Here is a 23989-nt window from a genome sequence, read left to right on the forward strand (position 1 = left end):
GGGCCTCAGGCGAGGCGATAGAGTTGGTCGATCTTCACGTTCTGCAGCAGGGCTTCGTTGCCGCGGCTGAAGCGCAGGAAGTGTTCGGTGTTCTGGTGCCGCTCCAGGGCGGCGTCGTCGCGCCACTGCTCGATCATGTAGAACAGGTGGGAGTCGTGGCGGTCCTGGTGCAGGTCGTACTGCAGGCAACCAGCCTCGGCGCGCGACGGGGCGACCAGGGCGCGCAATTCGCGTTCCAGGGCCTCGGCGTGGCCGGGGGCGGCGGTGATGGTGGCGATCAGGGTGAGGGGTGTGCTCATGGTGGGTTCCTTCGATGGGGCGGAGTCAGGATGGGCTATTTCAAATCGCTGAAAAACAGGCTATCAGGGAAGACTCTTTCAAAGGAATCTTGAAAATGCTGCGTTACGACGACCTCCAGGTGTTCGTCCACACCAGCGACAGCGGCTCGTTGTCCGCCGCCGCGCGCCAGTTGGAGATTTCCCCGGCGGTGGCCAGCGCGGCGCTGAAGCGCCTGGAAAGCGAGCTGGAGGTACGCCTGTTCGCCCGCTCCACCCGCAGCCTGCGCCTGACTCCCGAGGGCGACGCGTTCCTCCTGCATGCCCGCGCCTCGTTGCGCAGCCTGGAGGAGGGGCGCCGGTTGCTGCAGGGCGGCAAGGACCAGATCGCCGGGGTACTGCAGCTTTCCGCGCCCTCCGACTTCGGCCGCAACCTGCTGCTGCCATGGCTCGACGAGTTCCAGGCGCGCTATCCGCAACTGAGCCTGCGCCTGCTGCTCGGCGACCGGGTGACCGATCTCTACCGGCAACCGGTGGACGTGGCGATCCGCTACGGCGCACCGGCCGACTCCAGCCTGGTCGCCCTGCCGCTGGCGCCGGACAACCGGCGAGTGCTCTGCGCCGCGCCGGGCTACCTGGCGGAGCGCGGCGAGCCGCGCCAGCCGGACGACCTGCGCGAGCACAATTGCCTGCTCTACCAACTCGGCGGCCGGGTACACGACCGCTGGGCGTTCCAGCGGGGCCGCCGCAGCCTGACCCTGACGGTCGCCGGCGACCGGGTCTGCGACGACGCCGACGTGGTGCGGCGCTGGGCCCTGGCCGGCAAGGGGCTGGTCTACAAGTCCTGGCTGGACGTGGCCGAGGACGTGCGCGCCGGGCGCCTGCGCCTGCTGCTGCCGGAGTGGCAGGGCGAGGCGACGCCGATGAACCTCTTGTGTACCCACCGCGCCCAGTTGACCCGCCCGGTGACCCTCTTGCGCGCGTTCGTGCGCGAGCGTTGCGACGCATTGCTGGCGGAGGCTCCATGGACGAGGAACTGAACCGGGCGGCGAGCCTGGCCATCGAGCTGGCGGACGTGGACAGCGCCGCGCGCTTGCACGAGGGGAAACCGCAGAATTCGGAAAAATCCTACGCTAAGGTTTCTGTGAGCCTGAGAATATGCTCTTCAATGAGTCAGCCTGGGGCGCAAGCCGAAACCGCCGAAAACTCTGCAAGCCAATTAAATGGACTCGTCAGGGCTAGAGTCAGTAGCGTCCAGAAAAATAAGGAAAGTCTCTCAAAAAACAAGCCCCGTCGGAACGGGGCTTGTTGGTGGCTAATTAGCCAGCCTTGAAGCCAGGGAGGCCGTTGGCGGCACGCCACTCTTTGACTTCTTTCACTATGCCTTCGGGCGTTTCAAAGCCAGGTTTCGGATGGAAAATTACACCACTCTTTCGTGGGTGAGAAGTAACTTCCTCGAAGTGCTTGACCAGTTTATCCATTCTCTTTTCTAGCTCACTACCCTTTAGTCCTGATTTGTTCTTGAAGAACTCTTCAATGATCTCCAGGAACTCACTTTCAGTATAATCGGCAAGGTTATTTTTAATATCCATTATTATTTCTCCTTACGTTTAAATTTCAGTTCTTTATGAATTTCGCTGTGGCGTTTCGGAGTGACGATAACAAGATTGTCTGTATTGTAAAGAGCGCCGCCGCTTTCCAGAGGGACTACATGGTGAATCTCAAACTTTTCTTTGCTACCCAGATGCTCCTCTGGCACAGCATAAGGAGCAAGGCCCTGACTGACAAAGTACCTATTACTGGGGGAGAGGTTTTCGAGAACTGATGGGTCTTTGCTAACGGCCATCCAAAACTGCTCCCGAAAGTCTCGCCAACTCTTGAATTCCTTGCCGCGCAACTGATCGGCGATTTGGCTCGGAATCGGTACTCCGTTACCCTGTGAGGCGCCGGCCAGCCAGTTCCCAGTGACCGGCTGGCCATTACCGGTAGCAACGCCGGGCTCATCCCGCGGATCCCGATAAACAATATAGAGTGGCGGAATACCGCTGTCTTCCGGGTAGACGTAGATCCCGTCGTTGAACTCCCGTTGTTCGAGTTCTGGATAGGACTCGATCTGCGGTTCCTTCGGAATCAGCAGTGTGCCGGGCATGATCAGCGGGCCATGGGGCACTGCGGGTGTCGAAGACGACGGATCGATCTGGCCAGGTGGAGTATCCGGGGTGACTAGGATGGTGCCGCCGCCAGGGCCGGTAGTCGTGTATTTGTAGGTCCCCGAGGCGGAGTCCAGAGTCAGCGCCCTGACGGGGACCGCCGCACTACCCGGCTCGGTGGGTACGGCGATGATTTGAATCGACCCATCGACATTGAGGGTTTTCAGCCGGTAAGGTAGGTCCACCGTTCCTTTGGCGGCGGCAATGGCTTGCCAGTCAACCGCCAGGGGCGGAGACAGTTCCGCAACCGGAATGGCAAAGGAGGCCTGCCGTTCACCATTGTTCAGTTTCGGCCAGAAGGAACTGACCGCCATAGTGGCGATGACAGCGGCTACCTGACCCAACATTGCACCAGGGGGCTTGCGAGCCACCGAAAGCAAATCCACTGCGGTCTTGAGAGTCCTGGAAACGCTGGCGGCACCACCCCCTGCCGGGGCCAGAGGTTTGGGCGCTACCGGTACGCCGACGCCTGGAAAACTAGGGAAGGTGGGGAAGTCGGGAAAAGTAGGAACCAACGCGCCAAGATCCCTCCTTGGCTGGTCGGGAATTTTCGGGTCACGCCGGTCAGGGATTGAAACACTGCTGACATCGACCGGGCGCGCCGTGATGCCTCCTTGTCCAGTACCCGTATCAACATCCCGACCGGAACCGCCCGTTGCTCCAGTTTCTCCTCCAGAGGTCACACGGGTTCCGGTATGGGTGAGTGCGTCATCGACCCGAGAGCCGGCATCGACTGCGGGAGGTGTAGTGACGGTGGGGTTGCTGATTTTGTCCTGTTCTTCCAGACGCTTGTAGATTTCCTCGATGCGCTTGGCTTCACTTTCCGATACGACAATGGCCTGAAGCCGCGCATTGATTTCGTCTTGACGCTTTTTCTCCGCCTCTGCGACTCGCTTGGCCTCTGCTTCGGCCAAGCGTTGCAGTTCGGCTTGTTGCTGAGCCTCGGCCTGGCGACGAGCCTCTTCGGCCTGCCGTCGGGCTTCAGCTTGACGTTGCTCTTGCGCTAAGCGCTCCGCTTCCGTCTGCCGGGCGGCCTCTGCGGCGCGCTGTGCGTCCTCCAGCCGCTGAAGCCGGGTCAGTTCGGCGACCTTGCCATCCAGGGCGGAGGAGCGGCTATTGAGGACGCTGATTTCCGCTTCGATCAAGCGGATCTTTTGTGCGGCTGAATAAGACTTCGACCAGTTGTCGAAACTAAAATCTTTATCTTCGCGGCGGCCGTAGATTTCATTCATTACATTGACATAATTGACCGTGAGAGGGTCATAGCCAAAGAATGCATTTGCAATGGTTCGTGCGTCAGCCAGTTCCTTCTGTTTGGACGCAAGCAGTTCCAGCGCCGCGGCCTTTTCAGCAGTGGCCATCTGCAAGGGTGTCGCCCCGGTAGGATTTAATTTTTCCTTTTTCTGGCTAGCAAGATACGCCAGTTCGCCATCGACAATCGATCCCACATTGGCCAAGGCAGTGTTCGTGGATTTTTTGATCTCTTCCTGTACACCACGAATCATGATCGCAGCGGGGACTTGAGACCTTTCATATTGGTATCGCTTGATAAGATCCTTGATTTTCGCCCCTTCAGGAAGATCAAATTTATTTATGCCGGGACGGGCGATATAGGTAAGGTATGGGATAGGGGTGGGTGGCGGAGGTGTGTAGAAAGAGTACTGACCAGTAGCGGTTGCTACTGTGGTCATGCTTCCAAGGTCAAAAACGTCGCTCATGATATTTTCCTTAAGAATCCCCGTAAAGAGAACTTGCTTTTACTACCTGCCTGGTAGGCAATTGGGATTCTTCGGGTTTGCTGCGGAGCATTAAAGATAGTGACCATGAATAAGCTTTAATGCACGAGCGATACACGAAAATAAACTACAATATCTCCTCTTGCTGTCGCAGTAGCCGTGTATTCGCTTTCATCGTTACCGAGTTAGCTTGGCGCTGCCGCATCCTAAGTTCTCGCGATGTCAAATTGGGCTACGCCCTAACTGGGCGTCAGAGCGGCTGGGCAATGTCAGGGTAGGGTTTATCCATGCATTTTCTGACGCCTCGCCTGCTACCTCTAGGGCCTCACTGGCAGGCTGCACGCTTAGCGTACGATCTTGTCTTTGCTAGCTATCGTCCCCCACGAGCGCCTGTGCGAGGCCCTGGCGCTGCAGCAATGGTAAGGGCGCAACTGGGATGTTTAACTCCTGCGCGACGCTTGATCAGTCCCAGCCGAACAGCTCGGCGGCGTTGCGGCTGCTGCTCGCCGCCAGTTCCTCGGCGTCGACCCCGCGCAGCTCGGCGAGGGCGCGGCAGATGTCCGGCAGGTGCTCCGGACTGTTGCGCTGGCCGGGATGCATCGATGGCGCCATGTCCGGCGCATCGGTTTCCAGCACGATGGCCTCGGCCGGCAGCTCCGCCGCCACTTTGCGCAGGCGGTTGGCCTGCGGCCAGGTCGGCGCGCCGCCGAGGCCGAGGCGGAAGCCGAGCTTGAGGTACTCGCGGGCTTCCTCGCGGCTGCCGGCGAAGGCATGGATGATGCCACGGCGCTCCAGGCGGATGCGCTTGAGGGTGGCGATGGTCGCCGCGTGGGCGCGGCGCACGTGGATCAGCGCCGGCAGGCGGAATTCCGCGGCCAGCCGCAGTTGGGCCTCGAACAGCGCCTGCTGGGCGTCGCGGTCGAGGTGTTCCAGGTAGTAGTCCAGGCCGATCTCGCCGACCGCGCAGAGCTTCGTCTCGCCGCGCAGGCGTTGCAGCCACTGGCGCAGGTCGTCCAGGTGCTGCGGGCGGTGCCGCGCCAGGTAGACGGGGTGCAGGCCGAGCGCCGCGTACAGGCCATCCTCGGCCTGCGCCAGGTCCCAGACCCGTTGCCAGTTCTCGCGGTAGACGCCGAGCACCACCTGGCGCTCGACCCCCAGCGCGCGGCTGCGTTGCAGCAGCGCGGCGCGGTCGGCGTCGAAGTCCGGGAAGTCGAGGTGGTTGTGGGTGTCGACCAGGCGCATGGCGGCCGGCTCAGTCGCGCAGCTTGAGTTGCCGGGGGACGGCGTACAGGCCCGGCCGGTAGTTGTTCTCCTCGACCGCGCGGAGCGCCAGTTCGAGGGCGTTGGCGGCGATCAGCGCGTGCTGCTGGTAGATCGAGTTGACCTTCAGCGGCACGAAGTCGAGCAACTGGGTGTCGCCGAAGGTCGCCACCCGCAAGCCTTCGGGCCAACCGTCGGCGCGCGCCTGGAACACATCGAAGACGCCTTCGAGGAGTACATAGGCAGTGGTCACCAGGGCGTCGGGCAGGTAGCCCAGGCGCTCGAGCAATTGCTCCATCAGGCGGCGTCCGCACTCGCGGCTGAACACCTCGGCATGCTCGACGATGACCTCGCCGCGGAAGTCCTTCAGCGCCTGGCGGAAGCCGGCGGCGCGGTCGTGGCTGATGATCAGGTCCGCCCGCGCGCCGAGCAGGGCGATATGGCGCGGCGCCGGTTGCAACAGGGTTTCGGTGAGGCGGCGCGCGGCGTCCTGGTCGTCGCTGATCACCGAGGCGAAGCGCTGCGGGTCGAGCTGGCGGTCGATGGCCACCACCGGCAGGCCTTCGGCGACCAGCCGGGCATGGGTATCATCCCCGGCCGGCAGGCAACTGGCGACGATCAGCGCGTCGCAGCGGCGCGCGCGGAACAGGTTGACCACCTGGCGCTCGGTCTCCGGCTCGTCGTCGGAGCAGGCGATCAGCAACTGGTAGCCGCGCGCCCGGGCGCCTTGTTCGAGTTGCTTGGCGAGGCGGGCGTAGCTGGGGTTTTCCAGGTCCGGGAGGATGAAGCCGAGGGTGCGGGTCTGCCCGCGGCGCAGGCCGGCGGCCTGCTGGTCCGGCTGGTAGCCGTGTTCCTCGACCACGGCAAGCACGCGCTCGACGGTGGCGGCGCTGATGCGCCGCTGGGCGGCCTTGCCATTGATGACGTAGCTGGCGGTGGTCACCGAGACCCCGGCCAGGCGGGCGATATCACTGAGTTTCAAACCGATCTCTACTGGAGGCGACGACAAGTTGGGCTTCAAGGATCAATCATTATCGGGTAACGTGCCAATTTAATTAAGTGAATCGATTCAGCAAAAGATTCCGGCGAAGCCGGCGCCCCCTGCCCCAGGCTGCCTCGCGCAGCCCGAACGCGGCGCCGCCTACGCTATGGCAGGTCAATGACAACAAGCGGATCACCGCCCCAGGCTGTACGGAAGGCTCCCGCGAGCCGCTTTCCGCTACCGCCGGCACATCCCGCGCCCGCGCCTCGGCGCGGCGGGACGATCCGGACGTGAGACGGGGAGCCGTTCGCTCCTGAGGAGGTTTCCATGCTCGAACTCGATACCCGGCAGATCCGCATGGGCCAGCGCGCCGCGGACAAGGCCGAAGCCCTGCGCCTGCTCGGCGCGGCGCTGGTCGCCGACGGCCTGGCCGCGCCCGGCTATGCCGAGGGCCTGAAGGCGCGCGAGGCACAAGGCTCCACCTACCTCGGCCAGGGCATCGCCATACCCCATGGGACCCCGGATACCCGCGAGCTGGTCTTCAGCACCGGTGTGCGCCTGCTGCAATTCCCCGAGGGAGTGGACTGGGGCGATGGCCAGCAGGTCTACCTGGCCATCGGCATCGCGGCGAAGTCCGACGAACACCTGCAGCTCCTGCAATTGCTCACCCGTGCCCTCGGCGAGGCCGACCTGGGACCGGCGCTGAGCGCGGCCGCCAGCGCCGAGGAAGTCCTCGGCCTGTTGCAGGGCGCGCCGCAGGAACTGGCGCTGGACGCACAACTGGTCGGCCTCGGCCAGAACGCCGAGGACCTCGACGAACTGGCCTGGCTCGGCGCGCGCCTGTTGAAGAAGGCCGGCTGCGTGGAGAACGGCTTCGCCGCCGTGCTCCAGCAGACCGAACCGTTGCCGCTGGGCGACGGGCTGTGCTGGTTGCACAGCGAACAATTGGTGAAGCGCCCCGGGCTGGCCTTCGTCACTCCGGCGCAACCGTTGCAGCACCAGGGGCAACTGGTCACCGGGCTGTTCTGCCTGGCCAGCCTGGGCGAAGCGCACCAGGCGCTGCTCGAACGCCTGTGCGACCTGTTGCTGGAAGGGCGTGGCGCCGAGCTGGTGCGCGCCACCAGCAGCCGCAGCGTACTCGCGGCGCTCGGTGGCGAGCTGCCGCCGGACTGGCCCAGCGCGCGAGCGGTCCTGGCCAACCCGCATGGCCTGCATGCCCGCCCGGCGCAGGCGCTGGCGCAGCTGGCCAAGGGCTTCGCCGGCGAGATCCGGGTACGCCTGGCCGACAGCGAGGCGGCCCCCGTCTCGGCGAAGAGCCTGAGCAAGCTGCTCGCCCTCGGCGCGCGACGCGGCCAGACGCTGGAGTTCAGCGCCGAGCCGGCGATCGCCGAGGACGCGCTGCCAGCCTTGCTGGCCGCGGTGCGCGAGGGGCTCGGCGAGGAGGTCGAAGCGCTGGCGGAGGAGGCCTTGCCCGATGCCGTCGGCGAGGCGGAAGAGGATGCCCGGCCGGCGCCGCTGCGCGCCGGCGAGCGCCTGCAGGCAATCGCCGCGTCGCCGGGCATCGCCAGTGGTCCGGCGCATGTCCAGGTGGCGCAGCGCTTCGAGTTCCAGCCGCGCGGCGAGTCGCCGGCCCATGAACGCGAGCGCCTGCTGCGGGCCAAGCGGGCGGTGGACGAGGAGATCGTCGGCCTGGTCGAACGCAGCACGGTGAAGGCGATCCGCGAGATTTTCGTCACCCACCGGGAGATGCTCGACGATCCGGAACTGGCCGAGCAGGTGCAACTGCGCCTGAATCGCGGCGAAAGCGCCGAAGCGGCCTGGAGTCGGGTGGTGGAAGACAGCGCGGCGCAACAGGAGGCGCTGCACGACGCGCTGCTCGCCGAGCGCGCCGCCGACCTCCGCGACCTCGGCCGGCGGGTGCTGGCCAGGCTCTGCGGGGTGGAGGCGCCGCGCGAGCCGGAGCAGCCGTACATCCTGGTGATGGACGAGGTCGGCCCCTCCGATGTCGCCCGCCTCGACGCCCAGCGGGTCGCCGGCATCCTCACGGCGCGCGGCGGCGCCACTTCGCACAGCGCGATCATCGCCCGCGCCCTCGGCATTCCGGCATTGGTCGGCGCCGGCGCGGCGGTGCTCGGCCTGGAGCCGGGCACGGCACTGCTGCTGGATGGCGAGCACGGCTGGCTGCAGGTGGCGCCGAGCACCGAACAGTTGCAGCAGGCCGCCGCCGAGCGCGACGCCCGCCAGCAGCGCCAGGCCCGCGCCGACGCGCAGCGGCTGGAGCCTGCGCGGACCCGCGATGGCCACGCGGTGGAAGTCTGCGCCAACCTTGGCGACACCGCCGGCGCCGCGCGCGCGGTGGAGCTGGGCGCCGAGGGCGTTGGCCTGCTGCGCACCGAGTTCGTCTTCATGAACAACGCCCGCGCGCCGGACCTGGCGACCCAGGAAGCGGAATACCGTCGGGTGCTCGACGCCCTCGACGGACGTCCGCTGGTGGCGCGGACCCTGGATGTCGGCGGGGACAAGCCGCTGCCGTACTGGCCGATTCCCCACGAAGAGAATCCCTATCTGGGCCTGCGCGGTATCCGCTTGACCCTGCAGCGACCGCAGATCCTCGAGACCCAGTTGCGCGCGCTGTTCCGCGCCGCCGGGGAGCGGCCGCTGCGGGTGATGTTCCCGATGGTCGGCAGCCTCGACGAATGGCGCCAGGCGCGTGACCTGGCGCTGCGCCTGCGCGAGGAAATCCCGCTGGCCGACCTGCAACTGGGGATCATGGTCGAGGTGCCCTCGGCGGCGTTGCTCGCGCCGGTGCTGGCCCGCGAGGTGGACTTCTTCAGCGTCGGCACCAACGACCTGACCCAGTACACCCTGGCTATCGATCGCGGCCACCCGAGTCTTTCGGCCCAGGCCGACGGTCTGCATCCGGCGGTGCTGCAACTGATCGACATGACCGTCCGCGCCGCCCACGCCGAGGGCAAGTGGGTCGGCGTCTGCGGCGAACTGGCGGCCGACCCGCTGGCGTTGCCGCTGCTGGTCGGCCTGGGAGTGGACGAGCTGAGCGTCTCGGCGCGCAGCATCGCCCTGGTCAAGGCCGGCGTGCGCGAACTGCAGCTGGTCGCTGCGCGCGGCCTGGCCCGCAAAGCCCTGGGCCTGGCGAGCGCCGCCGAGGTCCGGGCCCTGGTGGAAGCGGAGGTGCAGTAATGGCGCGGATCCTGACGATTACCCTGAACCCTGCGCTGGACCTCACCGTGCGCCTGCGCCAGCTGGAACTGGGGGCGGTTAACCGCAGCGAGGCGGTGCTGACCCAGGCCGCCGGCAAGGGTCTGAACGTCGCCCAGGTGCTTGCCGACCTCGGCCATCGGTTGACGGTCAGCGGCTTCCTCGGCGAAGACAACCAGCCGCCGTTCACCGCCATGTTCCAGCGTCGTGGCTTCGCCGATGCGTTCGTCCGGGTGCCGGGCGAAACCCGCAGCAACATCAAGCTGGCCGAGCGCGGCGGGCGCGTCAGCGACCTCAACGGGCCGGGCCCGGAGGCCGACGAGCGAGCCCAGGCGGCGTTGCTCGAACGCCTCGACCGGCTTGCCGGGGAGCACGAGCTGGCGGTGGTCGCCGGCAGCCTGCCGCGCGGGGTCGAGCCGGAATGGCTGGGCGAACTGCTGCGGCGCTTGCGGCGCCTCGGCCTGAAGGTCGCCTTCGACAGCAGTGGCGCGGCCCTGCGCGAAGGTGTGAAGGCTGCGCCGTGGATGATCAAGCCGAACGTCGAGGAACTGGCCGATCTCTGCTCGGCGCCGATGGATGACCTGGTCGCACAGCGCCAGGCGGCCGAACGTCTGCGCCATGACGGGGTAGGCCAGGTGGTGATTTCCCAGGGCGCCGCGGGGGTCAACTGGTTCGCCGCCGAGGGTGCCTGGCAGGCGCGGCCGCCGGCGGTGGAAGTGGCCAGCACGGTGGGCGCCGGCGATTCCCTGCTGGCCGGCATGCTGCACGGCCTGGCCAGCGGCTGGCCGGCCGAGCGGGTGCTGCGTCAGGCCACCGCCATCGCCAGCCTGGCGGTGACCCAGTTCGAGTTCGGCATCGGCGATCCGCAGCGCCTGGCGCGGATCGAAGCGGGCGTCGTGGTACAGCCATTGGTCGAGGAGGCCTGAGATGAAACTAGCGATCGTCACCGCCTGCCCTGGCGGACAGGTCACCAGCGTGCTCGCCGCGCGCCTGCTGCGGGGCGCCGCCGAGCGCCTGGGCTGGGAAACCTGCGTCGAGGCGAATGCCGGGTCGAGGCCCGAGGGCGAACTGAGCGCCGAACAGATCGCCGAAGCCGACTGGGTCCTGCTGGTCGGCGTCGAGCCGCTGGCGGCGGCGCGTTTCGTCGGCAAGCCGGTGTATCGCGCGCGTCCCGCCGAGGCGCTGGCCGATCCGCGCGCCTTCCTCCAGCGGGCCGCCGCCCTGGCGAGCGTGGAGGTCGCCGGGGACGAGGCCGGCCTGGTTGCGCCGGAGGCCGGAGCGGCACCGCGGATCGTCGCGGTGACCGCCTGTCCGACCGGCGTGGCGCACACCTTCATGGCCGCCGAGGCGTTGCAGCTCGCGGCGGGGCAACTGGGCTTCGCGTTGCAGGTCGAGACCCAGGGCTCGGTCGGCGCGCGCAACCCGCTCGACCCGGCGGACATCGCCGCCGCCGACGTGGTCCTGCTGGCCGCCGACATCGACGTGGACACGGCCCGTTTCGCCGGCAAGAAGATCTACCGTTGCGGCACCGGCGTGGCCCTCAAGCAGGCCCGCGCGACGCTCGAGCGGGCGCTGGCGGAAGGGCAGGTCGAGAGCGCGGGCGCAGCCAGCGCGGTGGTCGCCAGGGACGAGAAGCGCGGGGTGTACAAGCACCTGCTGACCGGGGTGTCGTTCATGTTGCCGATGGTGGTCGCGGGCGGCCTGCTGATCGCCCTGTCGCTGGCCTTCGGCATCGATGCCTACAAGCAGCCGGGCAGCCTGGCGGCGGTGCTGAGGACGGTCGGCGACACGGCTTTCGTCCTGATGGTGCCGATGCTCGCCGGCTACATCGCCTATTCCATCGCCGACCGCCCGGGCCTGGCGCCGGGCATGCTCGGCGGCCTGCTCGCCGGGACCCTCGGCGCCGGGTTCATCGGCGGGATAGTCGCCGGCTTCATCGCCGGCTATGCGGCGCGGGCCATCAGCCACGGGCTGAGGCTGCCGGCGAGCCTGGAAGCGCTGAAGCCGATCCTGGTCATCCCGTTGCTGGCCAGCCTGGTCACCGGCCTGCTGATGCTCTACGTGGTCGGCAAGCCGGTGGCCGGGATGCTCGCGGCACTGACCGGGTTCCTCGACGGCATGGGTACCTCCAATGCCATCCTCCTCGGCCTGCTGCTCGGCGGGATGATGTGCGTCGACCTCGGCGGACCGGTCAACAAGGCCGCCTACGCCTTTTCCGTCGGCCTGCTCTCGTCGCACAGCTACGCGCCGATGGCGGCGGTGATGGCGGCGGGCATGGTGCCGCCGATCGGCATGGGCCTGGCGACCCTGCTGGCGCGGCGCAAGTTCGCCGAGAGCGAGCGGCAGGCCGGCAAGGCAGCCTCGGTGCTGGGGCTGTGCTTCATCTCCGAAGGCGCCATCCCGTTCGCCGCCAAGGACCCGTTGCGGGTGATCCCGGCGAGCATCGCCGGCGGCGCGCTGACCGGCGCCCTGTCGATGTACTTCGGCTGCAAGTTGCAGGCGCCTCACGGCGGGTTGTTCGTGATGCTGGTGCCCAACGCGATCAACCACGCCCTGGCGTACCTGCTGGCGATCGTCGCCGGCAGCCTGCTTACCGGGCTGCTCTACGCCGTGCTCAAGCGCGGCGCCGAGCCGGGACTGGCGTTGGGGACCTCGTCCTCGCGGGAGCCGGCGGCTGGCGGATAGCCGCGAGGCGGTCATGCGCCCTACGCCACCTGAGCGACGTGGCAGAGGGTAGGGCGAATAACGCCGCAGGCGTTATCCGCCCCAGCGGTCGATCCGACCTGGGGCGGCCTCAGGCCTGGCGCAACAGGCGCATGCCATCTTCCTGTGCGAGGCTGGCCTCGTTGATCGGCAACGAGCAGGACTGCCCGCGTCCCATCGGGTAGTAGTGGAAGCCGTGGCGGGCCATGCGCTCGGGGTCGTAGAGGTTGCGCCCGTCGAAGATCACCGGGGCCTTCAGGCGCTCCTTGAGCAGCTCGAAATCCGGTGCCTTGAATTGCTGCCACTCGGTGCAGATGACCAGCGCATCGGCGCCTCCCAGGGTCGCCTCGGGGGTGCCCATCAGGCTCAGGCGTTCGTCGTGGCCATAGAGCCGCTGGGTTTCCTGCATGGCTTCGGGATCGTAGGCGCGCACCTGCGCGCCGTGGCGCCAGAGCGCTTCCATCAGTTCGCGGCTGGGCGCGTCGCGCATGTCGTCGGTGTTCGGCTTGAAGGCCAGGCCCCAGAGGGCGAAGGTCTTGCCGCGCAGGTCGCCGTCGTAGAACACCCGGATGCGTTCGAACAGCTTGTGCTTCTGCCGCCGGTTGATCGCTTCCACTGCCTGCAACAGGTCGCTGGAGCAATGCGCCTGCTCGGCGCTGTGGATCAGCGCGCGCATGTCCTTGGGGAAGCAGGAGCCGCCGTAGCCGCAGCCGGGGTAGATGAAGTGGTAGCCGATCCGCGGGTCGGCGCCGATGCCCTGGCGCACCGCCTCGATGTCGGCGCCTAGGTGTTCGGCCAGTTCGGCGATCTGGTTGATGAAGCTGATCTTGGTCGCCAGCATGCCGTTCGCCGCGTACTTGGTCAGCTCGGCGCTGCGCAGGCCCATGAACAGCAAGCGGTCGTGGTTGCGGTTGAACGGCTCGTAGAGTTCGCGCATCACCTGGCGCACCTCTTCGTTGTCGCAGCCGACCACGATGCGGTCCGGGCGCCGGCAGTCGGCGACGGCGGAGCCTTCCTTGAGGAATTCCGGGTTGGAGACGATTTCGAATTCCAGCTTGCGTCCGTCGGCTTCCAGGCGCCGCTCGATGTGCGCGCGCAGGCGGTCGCCGGTGCCTACCGGGACGGTCGATTTCTCCACCACGATGACGGGCTTGCGGCGATGCTCGGCGATGGCATCGGCCACCGCGAAGACCGCGCCGAGATCGGCCGCGCCGTCCTCGCCAGGCGGGGTGCCGACCGCTATGAACTGCACCCGGCCGTGCTCCACGGCCAGGCGCGCATCGCTGCTGAAACGCAGGCGGCCGCTGTCCAGGCCTTCGCGCAGCAAGGCGTCGAGCCCGGGTTCGTAGATGCTGGCGAGGCCCTGCGCGAGGCGTTCGACCTTGTTCCGGTCGATGTCCATGCACAGTACATCGTGGCCCACTTCGGCGAGGACGGCGGCCTGCACCAGTCCTACATAGCCACTGCCGAATACGCTGATCTTCATGGTGCTTTCCTCGACGGATGATGCGCGGGCGCGGCAGCGGTGCGGCGGGCGTTGACGGTCAACACGCCGAGCACCACCAGGCCTACGCCCAGGGTCTTGCTGGTACTGAAGGTTTCATCGAACGCGGGCAGGCTCGCCGCCAGCAGGTAGACCAGCGCGTAGCTGGCGCTCAACAGGCTGTAGGCGCGGCCCAGCGGCAGGTGGCGCAGGGCGGCCAGCCAGCACAGCAGAGAGGCGGCGTAGGCCGCCACCGCCAGGGCTACCGCGAGCAACGCGGCGCGCTCCGGCGTTTGCCCGGCCCAGGCTTCAGGCAGCGGCAGGCGGCTCATGCCCCAGCGCATGCCGAGCTGGGCGGCGCTGGCCAGCAGCATGCTGCCCAGCGCCGCCAGCCAGCCGCGTAGCGCGTTCATGCGCTCCTCCCGAGCAGGGCCACGCCGGCGACGATCAGCAACAGGCCGGCGAGGTGGCGGCGATCCACCGGCTCATCGAAGACGAAGCGTGCCGCCAGGGTGACCAGGACGAAGTTCAGCGCCAGCATCGGATAGGCGCTGCCGACTTCCACCCGTTGCAGGAGCAGCAGCCAGCAGAGCAGGCCGAGCCCGAGGGCGAGCAGCGCCAGCCACGGCCACGGACTGCGCAGGCGCGCCGTCCAGCCGTCGGCGGCGACCAGGCGCCAGTGCTCCACGGTGAGCTTCTGCGCAACCTGGCCGAGGCCGGTCATGAGCAGGGTGGCGAGCAGCAGCGCGGCGCTCATGGGCGCACCTGCGGCAGGATCGCCAGGACCAGGTTGCCGTTCCGGTAGCGTTCGCCGTCGCCCGGCAACAGCGCCAGCTGGTAGCGGTCGCTGGCGCTGTTGATCCGCAGCAGCACGGCAACCGAGCCGTCCTGGCGTGCCTGCCAGAGCCACTGGCGGATGTCTGCCAAGGGCACGCTGCGCTGGCTGTGCTCGGGGTAGGAGAGGCCGTACTTCAGCTCGCCGCGCGTGTCGTAGAGCGTCACGTCGCTACGACGCAGGCGCCAGGCGAGGGCCGAGGCGGCGCCGAGGTCGTTGCTCAGCAGATGGTGGGCGCCGGTCAGTTCGTCGAGGTGTTCGGCGACGAACAGGTCGGGGGTCTTGTTCTGCACCACATGGTTGGGCATCGCTGCCGGCAGCAGCGCGATCAGCACCCAGCTCGCCAGCAGCGGCGCGGCCCAGGCGCGTAGCGGGTAGCGCCACTGGGCGAGGCCGGCGGCGGCCCAGGCGCCGATCACCAGCAGGACCAGGAACAGCTCGAAGGGTTCTTCCTGGTACACCGGCTTGCGCAGTTGCAGGTAGGCCAGGGCCGCCAGCGCGAGGAGCGCCAGGCCCAGGTTGAGCAGCCCGTTGCCGCGCAGCGCGACGCTGTTCCCCAGGCGCAGCCGCTGCACCAGGGCGTGGCCCATGAGCAGTGCCAGCGGCAGCAGGCAGGGCATGATGTAGGTCGGCAGCTTGCCCCGGCTCAGGCTGAAGAACGCCAGCGGCAACAGCAGCCATAGCGCCAGGAAGACCACCGGCGCTTGGCGCCGCTCGTGCCAGGCCTGGCGCAGCGCGCTCGGCAGCAGGCCGCTCCAGGGCAGGCAGGCGATCGCCAGCAACGGCAGGTAGAACCACCACGGGCGAGAGTGCTGGGCGTCTTCGCCGGCGAAGCGGCGGATGTGTTCGTGCCAGAAGAAGAACCGCCAGTAGTCCGCTTCCCGCGCATGCACGGCGAGCGCCCAGGGCAGGCAGACGAGCAGCGCCGCCAGCACCGCCAGCGCGCCGTAGCCAAGCAGCTCGCGCCAGCGCCGCTGCCAGAGCATGTAGGGCAGGGCGACCAGCACCGGCAGCAGCCAGGCGAGGAAGCCCTTGGTCAGGAAGCCCATGCCGCAGGCGAGGCCGAGCAGGGTCCAGCCGAGCAGGCGCGCGCGGCGGCTCCCCGCGTCGAGGGCATGCCACAGCGCCACCAGGCTCAGGTTGACCCAGAAGGTGAATTGCGGGTCGAGGTTGGCATAGCCGGACTGCCCGGCGATCAAGCCGAAGCTGGCGTAGAGCAGCGCGCACGCCAGGCTGGTGCGTGGGTCGCGCCACAGGCGGCGGGCCAGCAGGTAGGCGAGCAGGACGCTGAGGGCGGTGGCGACGACCGAGGCGATGCGCACGCCGAACAGGTTTTCGCCGAAGACCGCCTGGCCGAGGGCGATCATCCAGTAGCCGGCGACCGGCTTCTCGAAGTAGCGCAGGCCGAGGAAGTGCGGCGACACCCAGTCGCCGCCCAGCAGCATCGCCTGGCTGATCTGCGCGTAGCGGGTCTCGTCGGGAATCCACAGGCCATGGTTGCTCAATGGAACCAGGTAGAACAGGCCGAAGGCGATCAGCAGCAGCGAACAGGTCTGGCGGCGGCTCATGGCTGGCGCACTCCCAGCCAGCCCTCGCGGCCGGCCAGGCGACCGCGCACCAGTTCGGCCAGCGGCAGGCTGCGCGGATCGTCCGGCAGCAGTTCGCCCAACGGGCGGAAGCGGATGCCGCGCCGTTCGGCGCGCCGCAGCAGTTCGCGGAACGCCGGGGCGAGGAGCAGCCCCTCGACCTCGGCGTGGATGGTGTAGACGTTGTCGCGGCCAGCGGCGAAGCGTTCCAGGATGAAGTCGTTGTAGGCCTCGCGCGGCAGGCCGGGACCGACCACCTCGTCGAAGGTCGGCAGGTTCACCGGCACCTGCGGGATGCCGGGGCTGCCGTCGGCCAGGCGCGGGCGGAACGCGCCGCGTCCGCGGCAGTCGCTGTTGTAGCGGAAGCCGAAGGGCTGCTTGGCCTCGACCACCCGGCCGTCGGCGCGCCAACCGGCGGCGGCGGAACAACGCACCGGCTGGCCGAGGATGTCCGCCAGGCAATCGCTGCCGCGGCGGATCTGCTCGCCGAGCTGCTGCACGCTCCAGACGCCGGCGTGGGTCTGCCAGGCATGGTGGTCCCAGGCGTGCAGGCCGACCTCGTGGCCGGCGGCCTGGGTCCGCCGCATCAGCGGGCCGAGTTCGCGGCCGATCGGCTTGCCCGGCCAGGCGGTGCCGGCCAGCAGGATGTCCCAGCCATACAGGCTGGCGGCGCGCGAGCGGAGCATCTTCCAGAAGAACGCCGGGCGCGCCAGGCGCCAGAGGTGGCGGCCCATGTTGTCCGGGCCGACGCTGAAGAAGAAGGTCGCCTTCAGCCCGGCTTCGTCGAGCAGCTCGAGCAGCCGCGGCACCCCGTCGCGGGTGCCGCGGAAGGTGTCGACGTCGATGCGCAGGCCGGCCTGGATCACGCCTGTGCCTCGCGCTCGCGGAGCGCTTCGTGGAGGAAGAAGTCGAGGGTCTTGCCGATGGTCTCGCGCAGTTCGATGGTGGGCTGCCAGTCGAGCAGGCGCCGGGCGTTGTCGATGCTCGGCTTGCGGTGGGCCACGTCCTGGTAGCCGTCGCCGTAGAAGCTGCGGCTCTCCACCTCGCGGAAGCCGGCGAAGGGCGGGAACTGCGCGCGCAGCGGGTGGGCCTCGAACTGGCGCAGCAGTTCCTCGCCGAGCTGGCGGATGCTCGCCTCGTTGTCCGGGTTGCCGATGTTGACGATCTGCCCGTCGCAGCGGCCGTCGCGGTTGTCGATGATCCGCGCGAGGGCCTCGATGCCGTCGTCGACGTCGGTGAAGCAGCGCTTCTGCGCGCCGCCGTCGACCAGGCGGATCGGCGTGCCTTCGACCAGGTGCAGGATGAGCTGGGTGATCGCCCGCGAGCTGCCGATCCGCGCCGAATCCAGGCGGTCCAGGCGCGGGCCCATCCAGTTGAACGGACGGAACAGGGTGAAGCGCAGGCCCTGCTGGCCGTAGGCCCAGATCACCCGGTCGAGCAACTGCTTGGACACCGAGTAGATCCAGCGCTGCTTGTTGATCGGCCCGACCACCAGGTTCGAGCGGTCTTCGTCGAAGTCCGGGTCCTGGCACATGCCGTAGACCTCGGAGGTGGAAGGGAACACCACGCGTTTGCCGTATTTCACGCAGTAGCGGACGATCCGCAGGTTTTCCTCGAAGTCCAGTTCGAACACCCGCAGCGGGTTGCGCGTGTACTCGATGGGCGTGGCGATGGCTACCAGCGGCAGGACCACGTCGCATTTCTTCACATGGTATTCGAGCCACTCCGAATGGATGCCGATGTCGCCTTCGACGAAGTGGAAATGCGGGTCGGCCTTGAGCCGTTCGATGGCGTCGGAGCCGATGTCCATGCCGTGGACCTCGTAGCGACCGTCGCGCAGCAGGCGTTCGGACAGGTGGTTGCCGATGAAGCCGTTGACCCCGAGGATCAGCACCCGCGTGCGGCGCTGCGGACTGCATGCCGCGCCACGCAGGCGCGCGCCCTCGACCAGGCCCAGCTCGGTGGCCAGTTGCGTGCCGGCCAGGTACAGGCCGCGCTCGCCGCGCTGGCCGAAGCGCAGCACCAGCGAGTCCTCGCCGCAGGCGATCCGCAGCGGGTCGCAGGACAGTACGCTGCCCGGCTCGCGGCCGTGGTTGCCGGCGACCACCTCGGCGCTCCAGACGATCAGCTTCTGTTCGCCGACCTGGCAGAAGGCGCCAGGGTAGGGCTGGGTCACCGCGCGCACCAGGTCGTACAACTGCCGTGCCGGCCTGTGCCAGTCGAGCAGGCCGTCCGCCGGGGTGCGCCGGCCGAAGTGGCTGGCCTGGCTCTCGTCCTGCTCGACTTCCGGCAGCACGCCGAGGGCGAGCAGCGGCAGGCTGTCGCGCAGCAGGGCGCCGGCGGCCTTGCGCAGCTTGCCGTGCAGGCTCAGGGCGGTGTCCTCGGGGTCGATGGCGACGGCCTGCTGGGCGAGGATCGGCCCGGCGTCGGCGCGCTCGATCATGCGATGCAGGGTCACCCCGGTCTGCGTTTCGCCGTTGACCAGCACCCAGTTCGCCGGGGCGCGTCCGCGGTAGCGCGGCAGCAGCGAACCGTGCAGGTTGTAGGCGCCGCGTGCGGCGCAGGCGAGCAGCTCGGCGCCGAGCAGGCGGCGGTAGTAGAAGGAGAACAGGAAGTCCGGGCGCAGTTGGCGGATACGCTCCAGCCACAGCGGATGGTTCACGTCCTCGGGCGCGTGCAGCGGAATGCCGCGCTCGGCGCAGAGGCGTGCGACCGAGGCGTAGAAGGTGTTTTCCCGTGGGTCGTCGGCATGGGTGAAGACGGCGGCGATCTCGTAGCCGGCATTGAGCAGGGCTTCGATACCGGTGCAACCGATGTCGTGGTAGGCGAAGACGACGGCTTTCGAGGTCATGGCGTGGAAGGCTCGCTGGATGAAGAGGTGAAACCGGCCCGCTGCAGGGCCGAGGGAAGCGCGGAGGGCGTGGCGCGGACCACGCGCTCGATGAAGAAGCGCGGCCGCGCGCGCACGTCGCTGTACATGCGCCCGAGGTACTCGCCGAGCAGGCCCATGCCGAGCAACTGCACGCCGCTGAACATGAACAGCACGGCGAACAGCACGAACAGGCCGTTGCCGGCCCAGGCGGCGCCGAAGGCCAGGCGCAGCACGAGGAGGAACAGGGCGAAGAGGAAGCCGGCCAGGGCCATGCCGCCGCCGACCAGGCTGAGCAGGCGCAGCGGCGTGGTGGTCATGCAGGTGACCAGGTCGAACATCAGGTTGAGCAGGCGCATCGCGCTGTATTTCGATTCGCCGTGGGCGCGCTCGGCGTGGGCGACGCGGATCTCGCAGGTATGCCGGGCGAAGCCGTTGGCCAGGATCGGGATGAAGGTACTGCGTTCGCGGCAGGCCAGCATCGCTTCGACGATGCTGCGCCGGTAGGCGCGCAGCATGCAGCCGTAGTCGTGCATGGCGACCCCGGTGGAGCGCTGCACCGCCAGGTTCACCAGGCGCGAAGGCCAGCGCCGCCAGGCCGAGTCCTGGCGCTCGGCGCGGATGCTGCCGACCACGTCGTAGCCCTGCGCGGCGCGCTCCACCAGGCGCGGGATTTCCTCCGGCGGGTTCTGCAGGTCGGCATCGAGGGTGATCACCAGGTCGCCACGGGACTGTTCGAAGCCGGCGAGGATCGCCGCGTGCTGGCCGTAGTTGCGGTTGAGGATCACCGCCACCACGGCGCTGCCGTCGCGTTCGGCGGCGGCCTGCAAGAGTTCCGCGGAGCGGTCGCGGCTGCCGTCGTCGACCAGCACGATCTCGAAGGCGCGGCCCAGCTCCAGGCAGGCGGCCTCGGTGCGGCGCAGCAGTTCGGGCAGGCTGGCTTCCTCGTTGTAGACCGGGATCACCACCGAGACCAGGTCGATCGGATAGGGCTTCATCGACGTTTCTCCAGGATCTCCTCGATGGCGCGGGCGACGCGCTCGATGTCGTCGTCGCGCATGTCGGGGAACAGCGGGATGGAGCACAGGCGGGCCGAGTTCCACTCGCTGTTGGGCAGGCTCAGGCGCGGCTGGCGCTGGCGGTAGTAGTGGTGCAGGTGACTGGCGATGAAATGGATGCCGCTACCGATGCCGCGCACCTTCAGGGCTTCCATGAAGGCGTCGCGGCCCAGGCCGCAGGCCTCGGCGTCGATGCGCAGGATGAACAGGTGCCAGGCGTGGCGCTGCTTGTGCGCGGGCAGGCCGAGCGGCGCCAGCGGCAGGCCGGCGAGGCGCTCCAGGTAGCGTTCGGCGAGGGCCTGGCGGCGCGCGTTGAGCGCGTCCAGGCGCTTGAGCTGGACCAGCGCGAGGGCGGCGTTGAGGTCGGCCAGGTTGTATTTGAAACCGGGCTCGATCACTTCCGCCTGCGGCTTGCGTCCATGGCTCAGGCGGTCGTAGGCATCGACCCCGAGGCCGTGGAACTTGAGGCGGCGGACCCGTTCGGCGAGGGCACTGTCGTCGCTGACGAACATCGCGCCTTCGGCGCAGGTCAGGTTCTTGATCGCGTGGAAGGAAAAGATCGCCGTGCCGCGGGAGCCTACCGGGCGCCCGCGGTATTCGCTGCCGACCGCGTGGGCGGCGTCCTCGACCAGGGCGATACCGTGGCGCCCGGCGACCGTGCGCAGGCCTTCGAGATCCAGGGTGGAGCCGGCGTAGTGAACCGGCACGATGGCGCGGGTGCGCGGGCCGATGGCGGCTTCCACTGCCTGCGCCGAACACATCAGGGTGTCGCGGTCGACGTCGACGAACACCGGGGTGGCGCCGAGCAGGGTGATGACGTTGGCGGTGGAGACCCAGGTCAGCGACGGCGTGATCACTTCGTCGCCGGGGCCGATGCCCAGCGCCAGCAGGGTGACGTGCAGGGCGCCGGTGGCCGAGGATAGCGCCACCGCGTGGCGGCAGCCGAGGCGTTCGGCGAAGCGCTGTTCGAGCTCCTGGTTCTTCGGCCCGGTGGTGATCCAGCCGGAACGCAGGACCTGCTCCACGGCGGCGATTTCGTCCTCGCCGATGCTTGGCCGGGAGAATGGCAGAAAGTCCAGTGACATGTAATGAAGCCTCGGTACTGGGAGGGCGGTACGAAGAGGTTATTTATATGTCGCTGAATGCTGCCTGAACGTTTGTTAAGACTCGCTTAACAACGGCTGAATGAAGACTGAACGAACTCGAAGAAACTGGAGGATAAAGCCGGAAGCCTCGTTTTCAGGGGCTTGCAGGGTTGGTTGGAATGGATCTCGGGTGTTTTCTGAGTGGCTTTTATTAATAACCCGAGTCCTGTTTCTTTAAGGGTTCATTAATACTCGATGTCCGCTCCCCGTGAATATTCCGGAAACTTCATGGAAACATGGGGAGGGCCAGGGAAAGTCAATCCCGTAGGTTGTCGGAAAAAAACAACCCCCTGGCGGATCGCTCCGCCAGGGGGCCGGGTCGACGCTTCAGCGGCTGCCGGCGACCACTTGCAGGGCCGGTTCGGCGGTGCGCCCGTAGACGTCTTCCAGGCGCTCGATGTCGTCCTCGCCGAGGTAGCTGCCGGACTGCACCTCGATGATCTCCAGCGGGATCTTGCCGGGGTTGGCCAGGCGGTGCACGGAGGCGATCGGGATGTAGGTCGACTGGTTCTCGGTGAGCAGGAAGGTCTTGTCGTCGCAGGTCACCTGGGCGGTCCCGGAAACCACGATCCAGTGCTCGGCGCGGTGGTGGTGCATCTGCAGCGAGAGGCGCGCGCCGGGCTTCACGGTGATGTGCTTGACCTGGAAGCGGCCGCCCATGTCCACCGAGTCGTAGGAGCCCCACGGGCGGTAGACCTCGCAGTGGTTCTGGGTCTCGCTACGGCCCTGGGCGTCGAGGTCCTTGACCACGTGCTTGACGTCCTGCACCCGGTCCTTGTGGGCGATCATCATGGCGTCCTTGGTTTCCACCACCACGATGTCCTCCAGGCCGATCACCGAGACCAGCTTGCCGTTGCCGTGCACCAGGCAGTTGTGGCTGTCGTGGACCAGCACGTCGCCCTTGGTGACGTTGCCGTTGGCGTCCTTGGCGTGCACGTCCCAGATCGACGACCAGCTGCCGACATCGTTCCAGCCGGCGGACAGCGGCACCACGCAGGCGCGTGAGGTCTTCTCCATCACCGCGTAGTCGATGGAGTTGTCCGGGCAGCATTCGAAGGTGGCGGCGTCGATGTTCACCAGGTCGCCGTCGTGCTGGCTGCGCTCCAGGGCCAGCAGGCAGGTGTCGTAGATGTCGGCGTCGTGCTTCTTCAGTTCTTCCAGGTAGCGGCTGGCGCGGAACAGGAACATGCCGCTGTTCCAGTAGTAGCCGCCGGCGGCGACGAACTCGCGGGCGCGGGCTTCGTCGGGCTTCTCGACGAAGCTCTGCACCCGGCTGACGCCTTCCGGCAGTTGCGCATCGGCGCTCGCGCGGATGTAGCCGTAGCCGGTCTCGGGGCGGCTGGCGGGAATGCCGAAGAGCACCATCTCGCCCTTTTCGGCGGCGTTGGTGGCCAGCGCCAGGGCCTGCTGGAAGGCGCGCTGGTCCTCGATCACGTGGTCGGCGGGAAGGATCAGCAGCAGTTCGTCGCGGCCTTCGGCGACCAGTTTCATCGCGGCGATGGCCACCGCCGGCGCCGTGTTGCGGCCGAAGGGTTCGAGGAGGATCGCCTGGCTCGCCAGGTTCTGTGCCTCCAGCTGTTCCTGGACGATGAAGCGGTGCTCCTTGTTGCACACCAGCAGCGGTGCCTGCATGCCGTCGAAGGCCAGGCGCTTGATGGTCTGCTGGAACAGGGTGTCGTCGCCGGTGAGGGCGAGGAACTGCTTGGGGTACTGCTTGCGGGAAAGAGGCCAGAGTCGCGAGCCGCTGCCACCGGAAAGGATTACTGGGATCATGTTGTTTCTCCTTGAAGCGATGCGTCTGTCTAGGGATCCCGCCGCGCGGCGGGATATCTCGTTACCGGGCTCCACGGAGCCCCGGGTGACCTCTCCAGTGCGCTCCTTCTGCGGGAGCGCTGACGGTTGGTGCGCCGGTGTCGGGCCGGTCTTGTTGTGTGGAATGCCGGGAGGGGCGAGCCTCTCCCGGTCGGTCTCAGTCCGCCTTCACCGGGCGCTTGACCCAGACCGGCGCGAGCTTGCCGCCGCTGCCGGTGACGTACAGGCAGACCACCTCGCCGCGGGCCAGGGTGAGCGGCTTCAGGTCGCTGACCTTCTTGCTGCCGTCGAACAGCGCCAGGTTCACCTTCACCGGGTTGATCTCGCGGTCGCCGTGGCTTTGCGGGCCGACGTCCTTGACCACGTCGGTCTTGCCGTCGGCGGTCTTCAGGGTCAGCTTCGAGCCGCTGAGGTTCTGCACCCGTACCAGCGCCTTCTGCTTGTTCTTGAACGGCGGCTCGGCCACCAGCTGCGGCTTGCCGCCGGGCTGGCTGACCAGGGTGTAGTAGCTGTCCGGGTCGAGCTTGACCGGCAGGCTCTGCTGGCCGACCTGGGCGGTGTAGCTGCCGGGGGGGAGGAACTTGAAGTCGCTGGAGCCGAGCGGCGCGACGTCGTTCAGGCTGGTGCTGCCGACCGACACGTCGAGTTCGCTGTTGCCGGCGTTGTAGGCGCGGACGAAGGCCGAGCCCTTGGGTGCCTGGGGCCCGTACAGGGCGCCCTCGTCGGCCTGCGCGGCGAATGCGGCGACGCCGAGGGAAAGTGCGCAGGCCAGGCGGGTCCAGGTGTGGCGGCGGGTCATCGGGTTCATGGGTATTCCTC

At 67.7% G+C, this 23989-nt stretch carries 20 protein-coding genes; 5 read left to right on the forward strand and 15 right to left on the reverse strand.

Features of this window, described 5'->3' with window-relative positions; translation table 11 throughout:
- Positions 1-5 precede the first annotated feature (5 nt).
- The gene (locus ACYAF3_RS18445) at positions 6-299 is read right to left on the reverse strand and encodes a putative quinol monooxygenase (protein ID WP_003104358.1); all 294 of its coding nucleotides are present in this window, start codon (positions 297-299) and stop codon (positions 6-8) included.
- Between the two features lie 95 nt (positions 300-394).
- On the opposite strand from ACYAF3_RS18445, the gene ACYAF3_RS18450 reads away from it, so the two are divergent.
- Together ACYAF3_RS18450 and ACYAF3_RS18455 are read left to right on the forward strand one after the other, a co-directional pair.
- Positions 395-1315 carry a LysR family transcriptional regulator gene (locus tag ACYAF3_RS18450; protein WP_003092132.1) on the forward strand — a complete coding sequence of 307 codons (921 nt, stop codon included), beginning with the start codon at positions 395-397 and terminating at the stop codon, positions 1313-1315.
- Complete coding sequence (locus ACYAF3_RS18455) at positions 1300-1608, forward strand: hypothetical protein (RefSeq protein WP_020750605.1); 309 nt, start codon at positions 1300-1302, stop codon at positions 1606-1608. Before ACYAF3_RS18450 ends, ACYAF3_RS18455 begins: the two co-directional genes overlap by 16 nt.
- On the opposite strand, the gene ACYAF3_RS18460 is transcribed toward ACYAF3_RS18455, so the two are convergent.
- From ACYAF3_RS18460 to cra, 4 genes are all read right to left on the reverse strand, one after another.
- The gene (locus tag ACYAF3_RS18460; protein WP_003104361.1) at positions 1595-1867 is read right to left on the reverse strand and encodes a bacteriocin immunity protein; all 273 of its coding nucleotides are present in this window, start codon (positions 1865-1867) and stop codon (positions 1595-1597) included. The two genes, ACYAF3_RS18455 and ACYAF3_RS18460, sit on opposite strands and share 14 nt — an antisense overlap.
- A gap of 2 nt (positions 1868-1869) precedes the next feature.
- Positions 1870-4203: an S-type pyocin domain-containing protein gene (locus ACYAF3_RS18465; protein WP_185838811.1), complete on the reverse strand. Its 2334-nt coding sequence runs from the start codon at positions 4201-4203 to the stop codon at positions 1870-1872.
- Positions 4204-4683: 480 nt separating this feature from the next.
- The gene (locus ACYAF3_RS18470; protein ID WP_003104370.1) at positions 4684-5463 is read right to left on the reverse strand and encodes a TatD family hydrolase; all 780 of its coding nucleotides are present in this window, start codon (positions 5461-5463) and stop codon (positions 4684-4686) included.
- 10 nt (positions 5464-5473) lie between these two features.
- Entirely contained in the window at positions 5474-6463 is a 990-nt protein-coding gene (gene cra, locus ACYAF3_RS18475) for a catabolite repressor/activator (RefSeq protein WP_004345378.1), read from the reverse strand.
- A 327-nt stretch (positions 6464-6790) separates the two neighbouring features.
- On the opposite strand from cra, the gene ptsP reads away from it, so the two are divergent.
- The 3 genes from ptsP to ACYAF3_RS18490 are packed head-to-tail and all read left to right on the forward strand — an operon-like array spanning position 6791 to position 12364.
- Positions 6791-9661: a phosphoenolpyruvate--protein phosphotransferase gene (gene ptsP, locus ACYAF3_RS18480; RefSeq protein ID WP_003119534.1), complete on the forward strand. Its 2871-nt coding sequence runs from the start codon at positions 6791-6793 to the stop codon at positions 9659-9661.
- Positions 9661-10605, forward strand: a complete 945-nt coding sequence (gene pfkB / locus ACYAF3_RS18485) for a 1-phosphofructokinase (RefSeq protein ID WP_003112874.1) — start codon at positions 9661-9663, stop codon at positions 10603-10605. The genes ptsP and pfkB overlap by 1 nt, the downstream gene beginning before the upstream one ends.
- Position 10606: 1 nt before the next feature.
- Positions 10607-12364 carry a PTS fructose-like transporter subunit IIB gene (locus ACYAF3_RS18490; protein ID WP_003107161.1) on the forward strand — a complete coding sequence of 586 codons (1758 nt, stop codon included), beginning with the start codon at positions 10607-10609 and terminating at the stop codon, positions 12362-12364.
- A gap of 109 nt (positions 12365-12473) precedes the next feature.
- Here ACYAF3_RS18490 and ACYAF3_RS18495 read toward each other — a convergent pair whose 3' ends face one another.
- From ACYAF3_RS18495 to algF, 10 genes are all read right to left on the reverse strand, one after another.
- Positions 12474-13868, reverse strand: coding sequence for a UDP-glucose 6-dehydrogenase (locus tag ACYAF3_RS18495; RefSeq protein ID WP_017148374.1), 1395 nt, complete (start codon positions 13866-13868; stop codon positions 12474-12476).
- The gene (gene arnF, locus ACYAF3_RS18500; protein WP_003124269.1) at positions 13865-14278 is read right to left on the reverse strand and encodes a 4-amino-4-deoxy-L-arabinose-phosphoundecaprenol flippase subunit ArnF; all 414 of its coding nucleotides are present in this window, start codon (positions 14276-14278) and stop codon (positions 13865-13867) included. The genes ACYAF3_RS18495 and arnF overlap by 4 nt, the downstream gene beginning before the upstream one ends.
- Positions 14275-14622 carry an EamA family transporter gene (locus ACYAF3_RS18505; protein ID WP_003112876.1) on the reverse strand — a complete coding sequence of 116 codons (348 nt, stop codon included), beginning with the start codon at positions 14620-14622 and terminating at the stop codon, positions 14275-14277. The genes arnF and ACYAF3_RS18505 overlap by 4 nt, the downstream gene beginning before the upstream one ends.
- Complete coding sequence (gene arnT / locus ACYAF3_RS18510) at positions 14619-16268, reverse strand: lipid IV(A) 4-amino-4-deoxy-L-arabinosyltransferase (protein WP_128669413.1); 1650 nt, start codon at positions 16266-16268, stop codon at positions 14619-14621. Before arnT ends, ACYAF3_RS18505 begins: the two co-directional genes overlap by 4 nt.
- Positions 16265-17152 (reverse strand): 4-deoxy-4-formamido-L-arabinose-phosphoundecaprenol deformylase, encoded by an 888-nt coding sequence (gene arnD / locus ACYAF3_RS18515; protein ID WP_003112878.1) that lies wholly within the window; start codon positions 17150-17152, stop codon positions 16265-16267. Before arnD ends, arnT begins: the two co-directional genes overlap by 4 nt.
- Positions 17149-19137 carry a bifunctional UDP-4-amino-4-deoxy-L-arabinose formyltransferase/UDP-glucuronic acid oxidase ArnA gene (gene arnA / locus ACYAF3_RS18520; RefSeq protein ID WP_033942624.1) on the reverse strand — a complete coding sequence of 663 codons (1989 nt, stop codon included), beginning with the start codon at positions 19135-19137 and terminating at the stop codon, positions 17149-17151. Before arnA ends, arnD begins: the two co-directional genes overlap by 4 nt.
- Entirely contained in the window at positions 19134-20153 is a 1020-nt protein-coding gene (gene arnC / locus ACYAF3_RS18525) for an undecaprenyl-phosphate 4-deoxy-4-formamido-L-arabinose transferase (RefSeq protein WP_003112880.1), read from the reverse strand. The genes arnA and arnC overlap by 4 nt, the downstream gene beginning before the upstream one ends.
- On the reverse strand, positions 20150-21298 hold the full coding sequence (arnB, locus tag ACYAF3_RS18530) for a UDP-4-amino-4-deoxy-L-arabinose aminotransferase (protein ID WP_003117513.1): 1149 nt from the start codon (positions 21296-21298) through the stop codon (positions 20150-20152). The genes arnC and arnB overlap by 4 nt, the downstream gene beginning before the upstream one ends.
- 387 nt (positions 21299-21685) lie before the next feature.
- Positions 21686-23131, reverse strand: a complete 1446-nt coding sequence (locus ACYAF3_RS18535) for a mannose-1-phosphate guanylyltransferase/mannose-6-phosphate isomerase (RefSeq protein WP_003092113.1) — start codon at positions 23129-23131, stop codon at positions 21686-21688.
- 196 nt (positions 23132-23327) lie between these two features.
- Positions 23328-23978: an alginate O-acetyltransferase AlgF gene (gene algF, locus ACYAF3_RS18540; protein WP_034011825.1), complete on the reverse strand. Its 651-nt coding sequence runs from the start codon at positions 23976-23978 to the stop codon at positions 23328-23330.
- Positions 23979-23989 lie beyond the last annotated feature (11 nt).

The organism is Pseudomonas sp. TZ252 (assembly GCF_056110345.1).

Bases quoted from the DNA above. Each gene is read 5' to 3' on its own strand.
- ACYAF3_RS18445 (WP_003104358.1), bottom strand. From the start codon at position 299: ATGAGCACACCCCTCACCCTGATCGCCACCATCACCGCCGCCCCCGGC.
- ACYAF3_RS18460 (WP_003104361.1), bottom strand. From the start codon at position 1,867: ATGGATATTAAAAATAACCTTGCCGATTATACTGAAAGTGAGTTCCTG.
- arnT (WP_128669413.1), bottom strand. From the start codon at position 16,268: ATGAGCCGCCGCCAGACCTGTTCGCTGCTGCTGATCGCCTTCGGCCTG.
- arnF (WP_003124269.1), bottom strand. From the start codon at position 14,278: ATGAACGCGCTACGCGGCTGGCTGGCGGCGCTGGGCAGCATGCTGCTG.
- pfkB (WP_003112874.1), top strand. From the start codon at position 9,661: ATGGCGCGGATCCTGACGATTACCCTGAACCCTGCGCTGGACCTCACC.
- ACYAF3_RS18470 (WP_003104370.1), bottom strand. From the start codon at position 5,463: ATGCGCCTGGTCGACACCCACAACCACCTCGACTTCCCGGACTTCGAC.
- algF (WP_034011825.1), bottom strand. From the start codon at position 23,978: ATGAACCCGATGACCCGCCGCCACACCTGGACCCGCCTGGCCTGCGCA.
- ACYAF3_RS18535 (WP_003092113.1), bottom strand. From the start codon at position 23,131: ATGATCCCAGTAATCCTTTCCGGTGGCAGCGGCTCGCGACTCTGGCCT.
- ACYAF3_RS18465 (WP_185838811.1), bottom strand. From the start codon at position 4,203: ATGAGCGACGTTTTTGACCTTGGAAGCATGACCACAGTAGCAACCGCT.
- ACYAF3_RS18455 (WP_020750605.1), top strand. From the start codon at position 1,300: ATGGACGAGGAACTGAACCGGGCGGCGAGCCTGGCCATCGAGCTGGCG.
- ACYAF3_RS18490 (WP_003107161.1), top strand. From the start codon at position 10,607: ATGAAACTAGCGATCGTCACCGCCTGCCCTGGCGGACAGGTCACCAGC.
- ptsP (WP_003119534.1), top strand. From the start codon at position 6,791: ATGCTCGAACTCGATACCCGGCAGATCCGCATGGGCCAGCGCGCCGCG.
- arnA (WP_033942624.1), bottom strand. From the start codon at position 19,137: ATGACCTCGAAAGCCGTCGTCTTCGCCTACCACGACATCGGTTGCACC.
- ACYAF3_RS18495 (WP_017148374.1), bottom strand. From the start codon at position 13,868: ATGAAGATCAGCGTATTCGGCAGTGGCTATGTAGGACTGGTGCAGGCC.
- ACYAF3_RS18505 (WP_003112876.1), bottom strand. From the start codon at position 14,622: ATGAGCGCCGCGCTGCTGCTCGCCACCCTGCTCATGACCGGCCTCGGC.
- arnB (WP_003117513.1), bottom strand. From the start codon at position 21,298: ATGTCACTGGACTTTCTGCCATTCTCCCGGCCAAGCATCGGCGAGGAC.
- ACYAF3_RS18450 (WP_003092132.1), top strand. From the start codon at position 395: ATGCTGCGTTACGACGACCTCCAGGTGTTCGTCCACACCAGCGACAGC.
- arnC (WP_003112880.1), bottom strand. From the start codon at position 20,153: ATGAAGCCCTATCCGATCGACCTGGTCTCGGTGGTGATCCCGGTCTAC.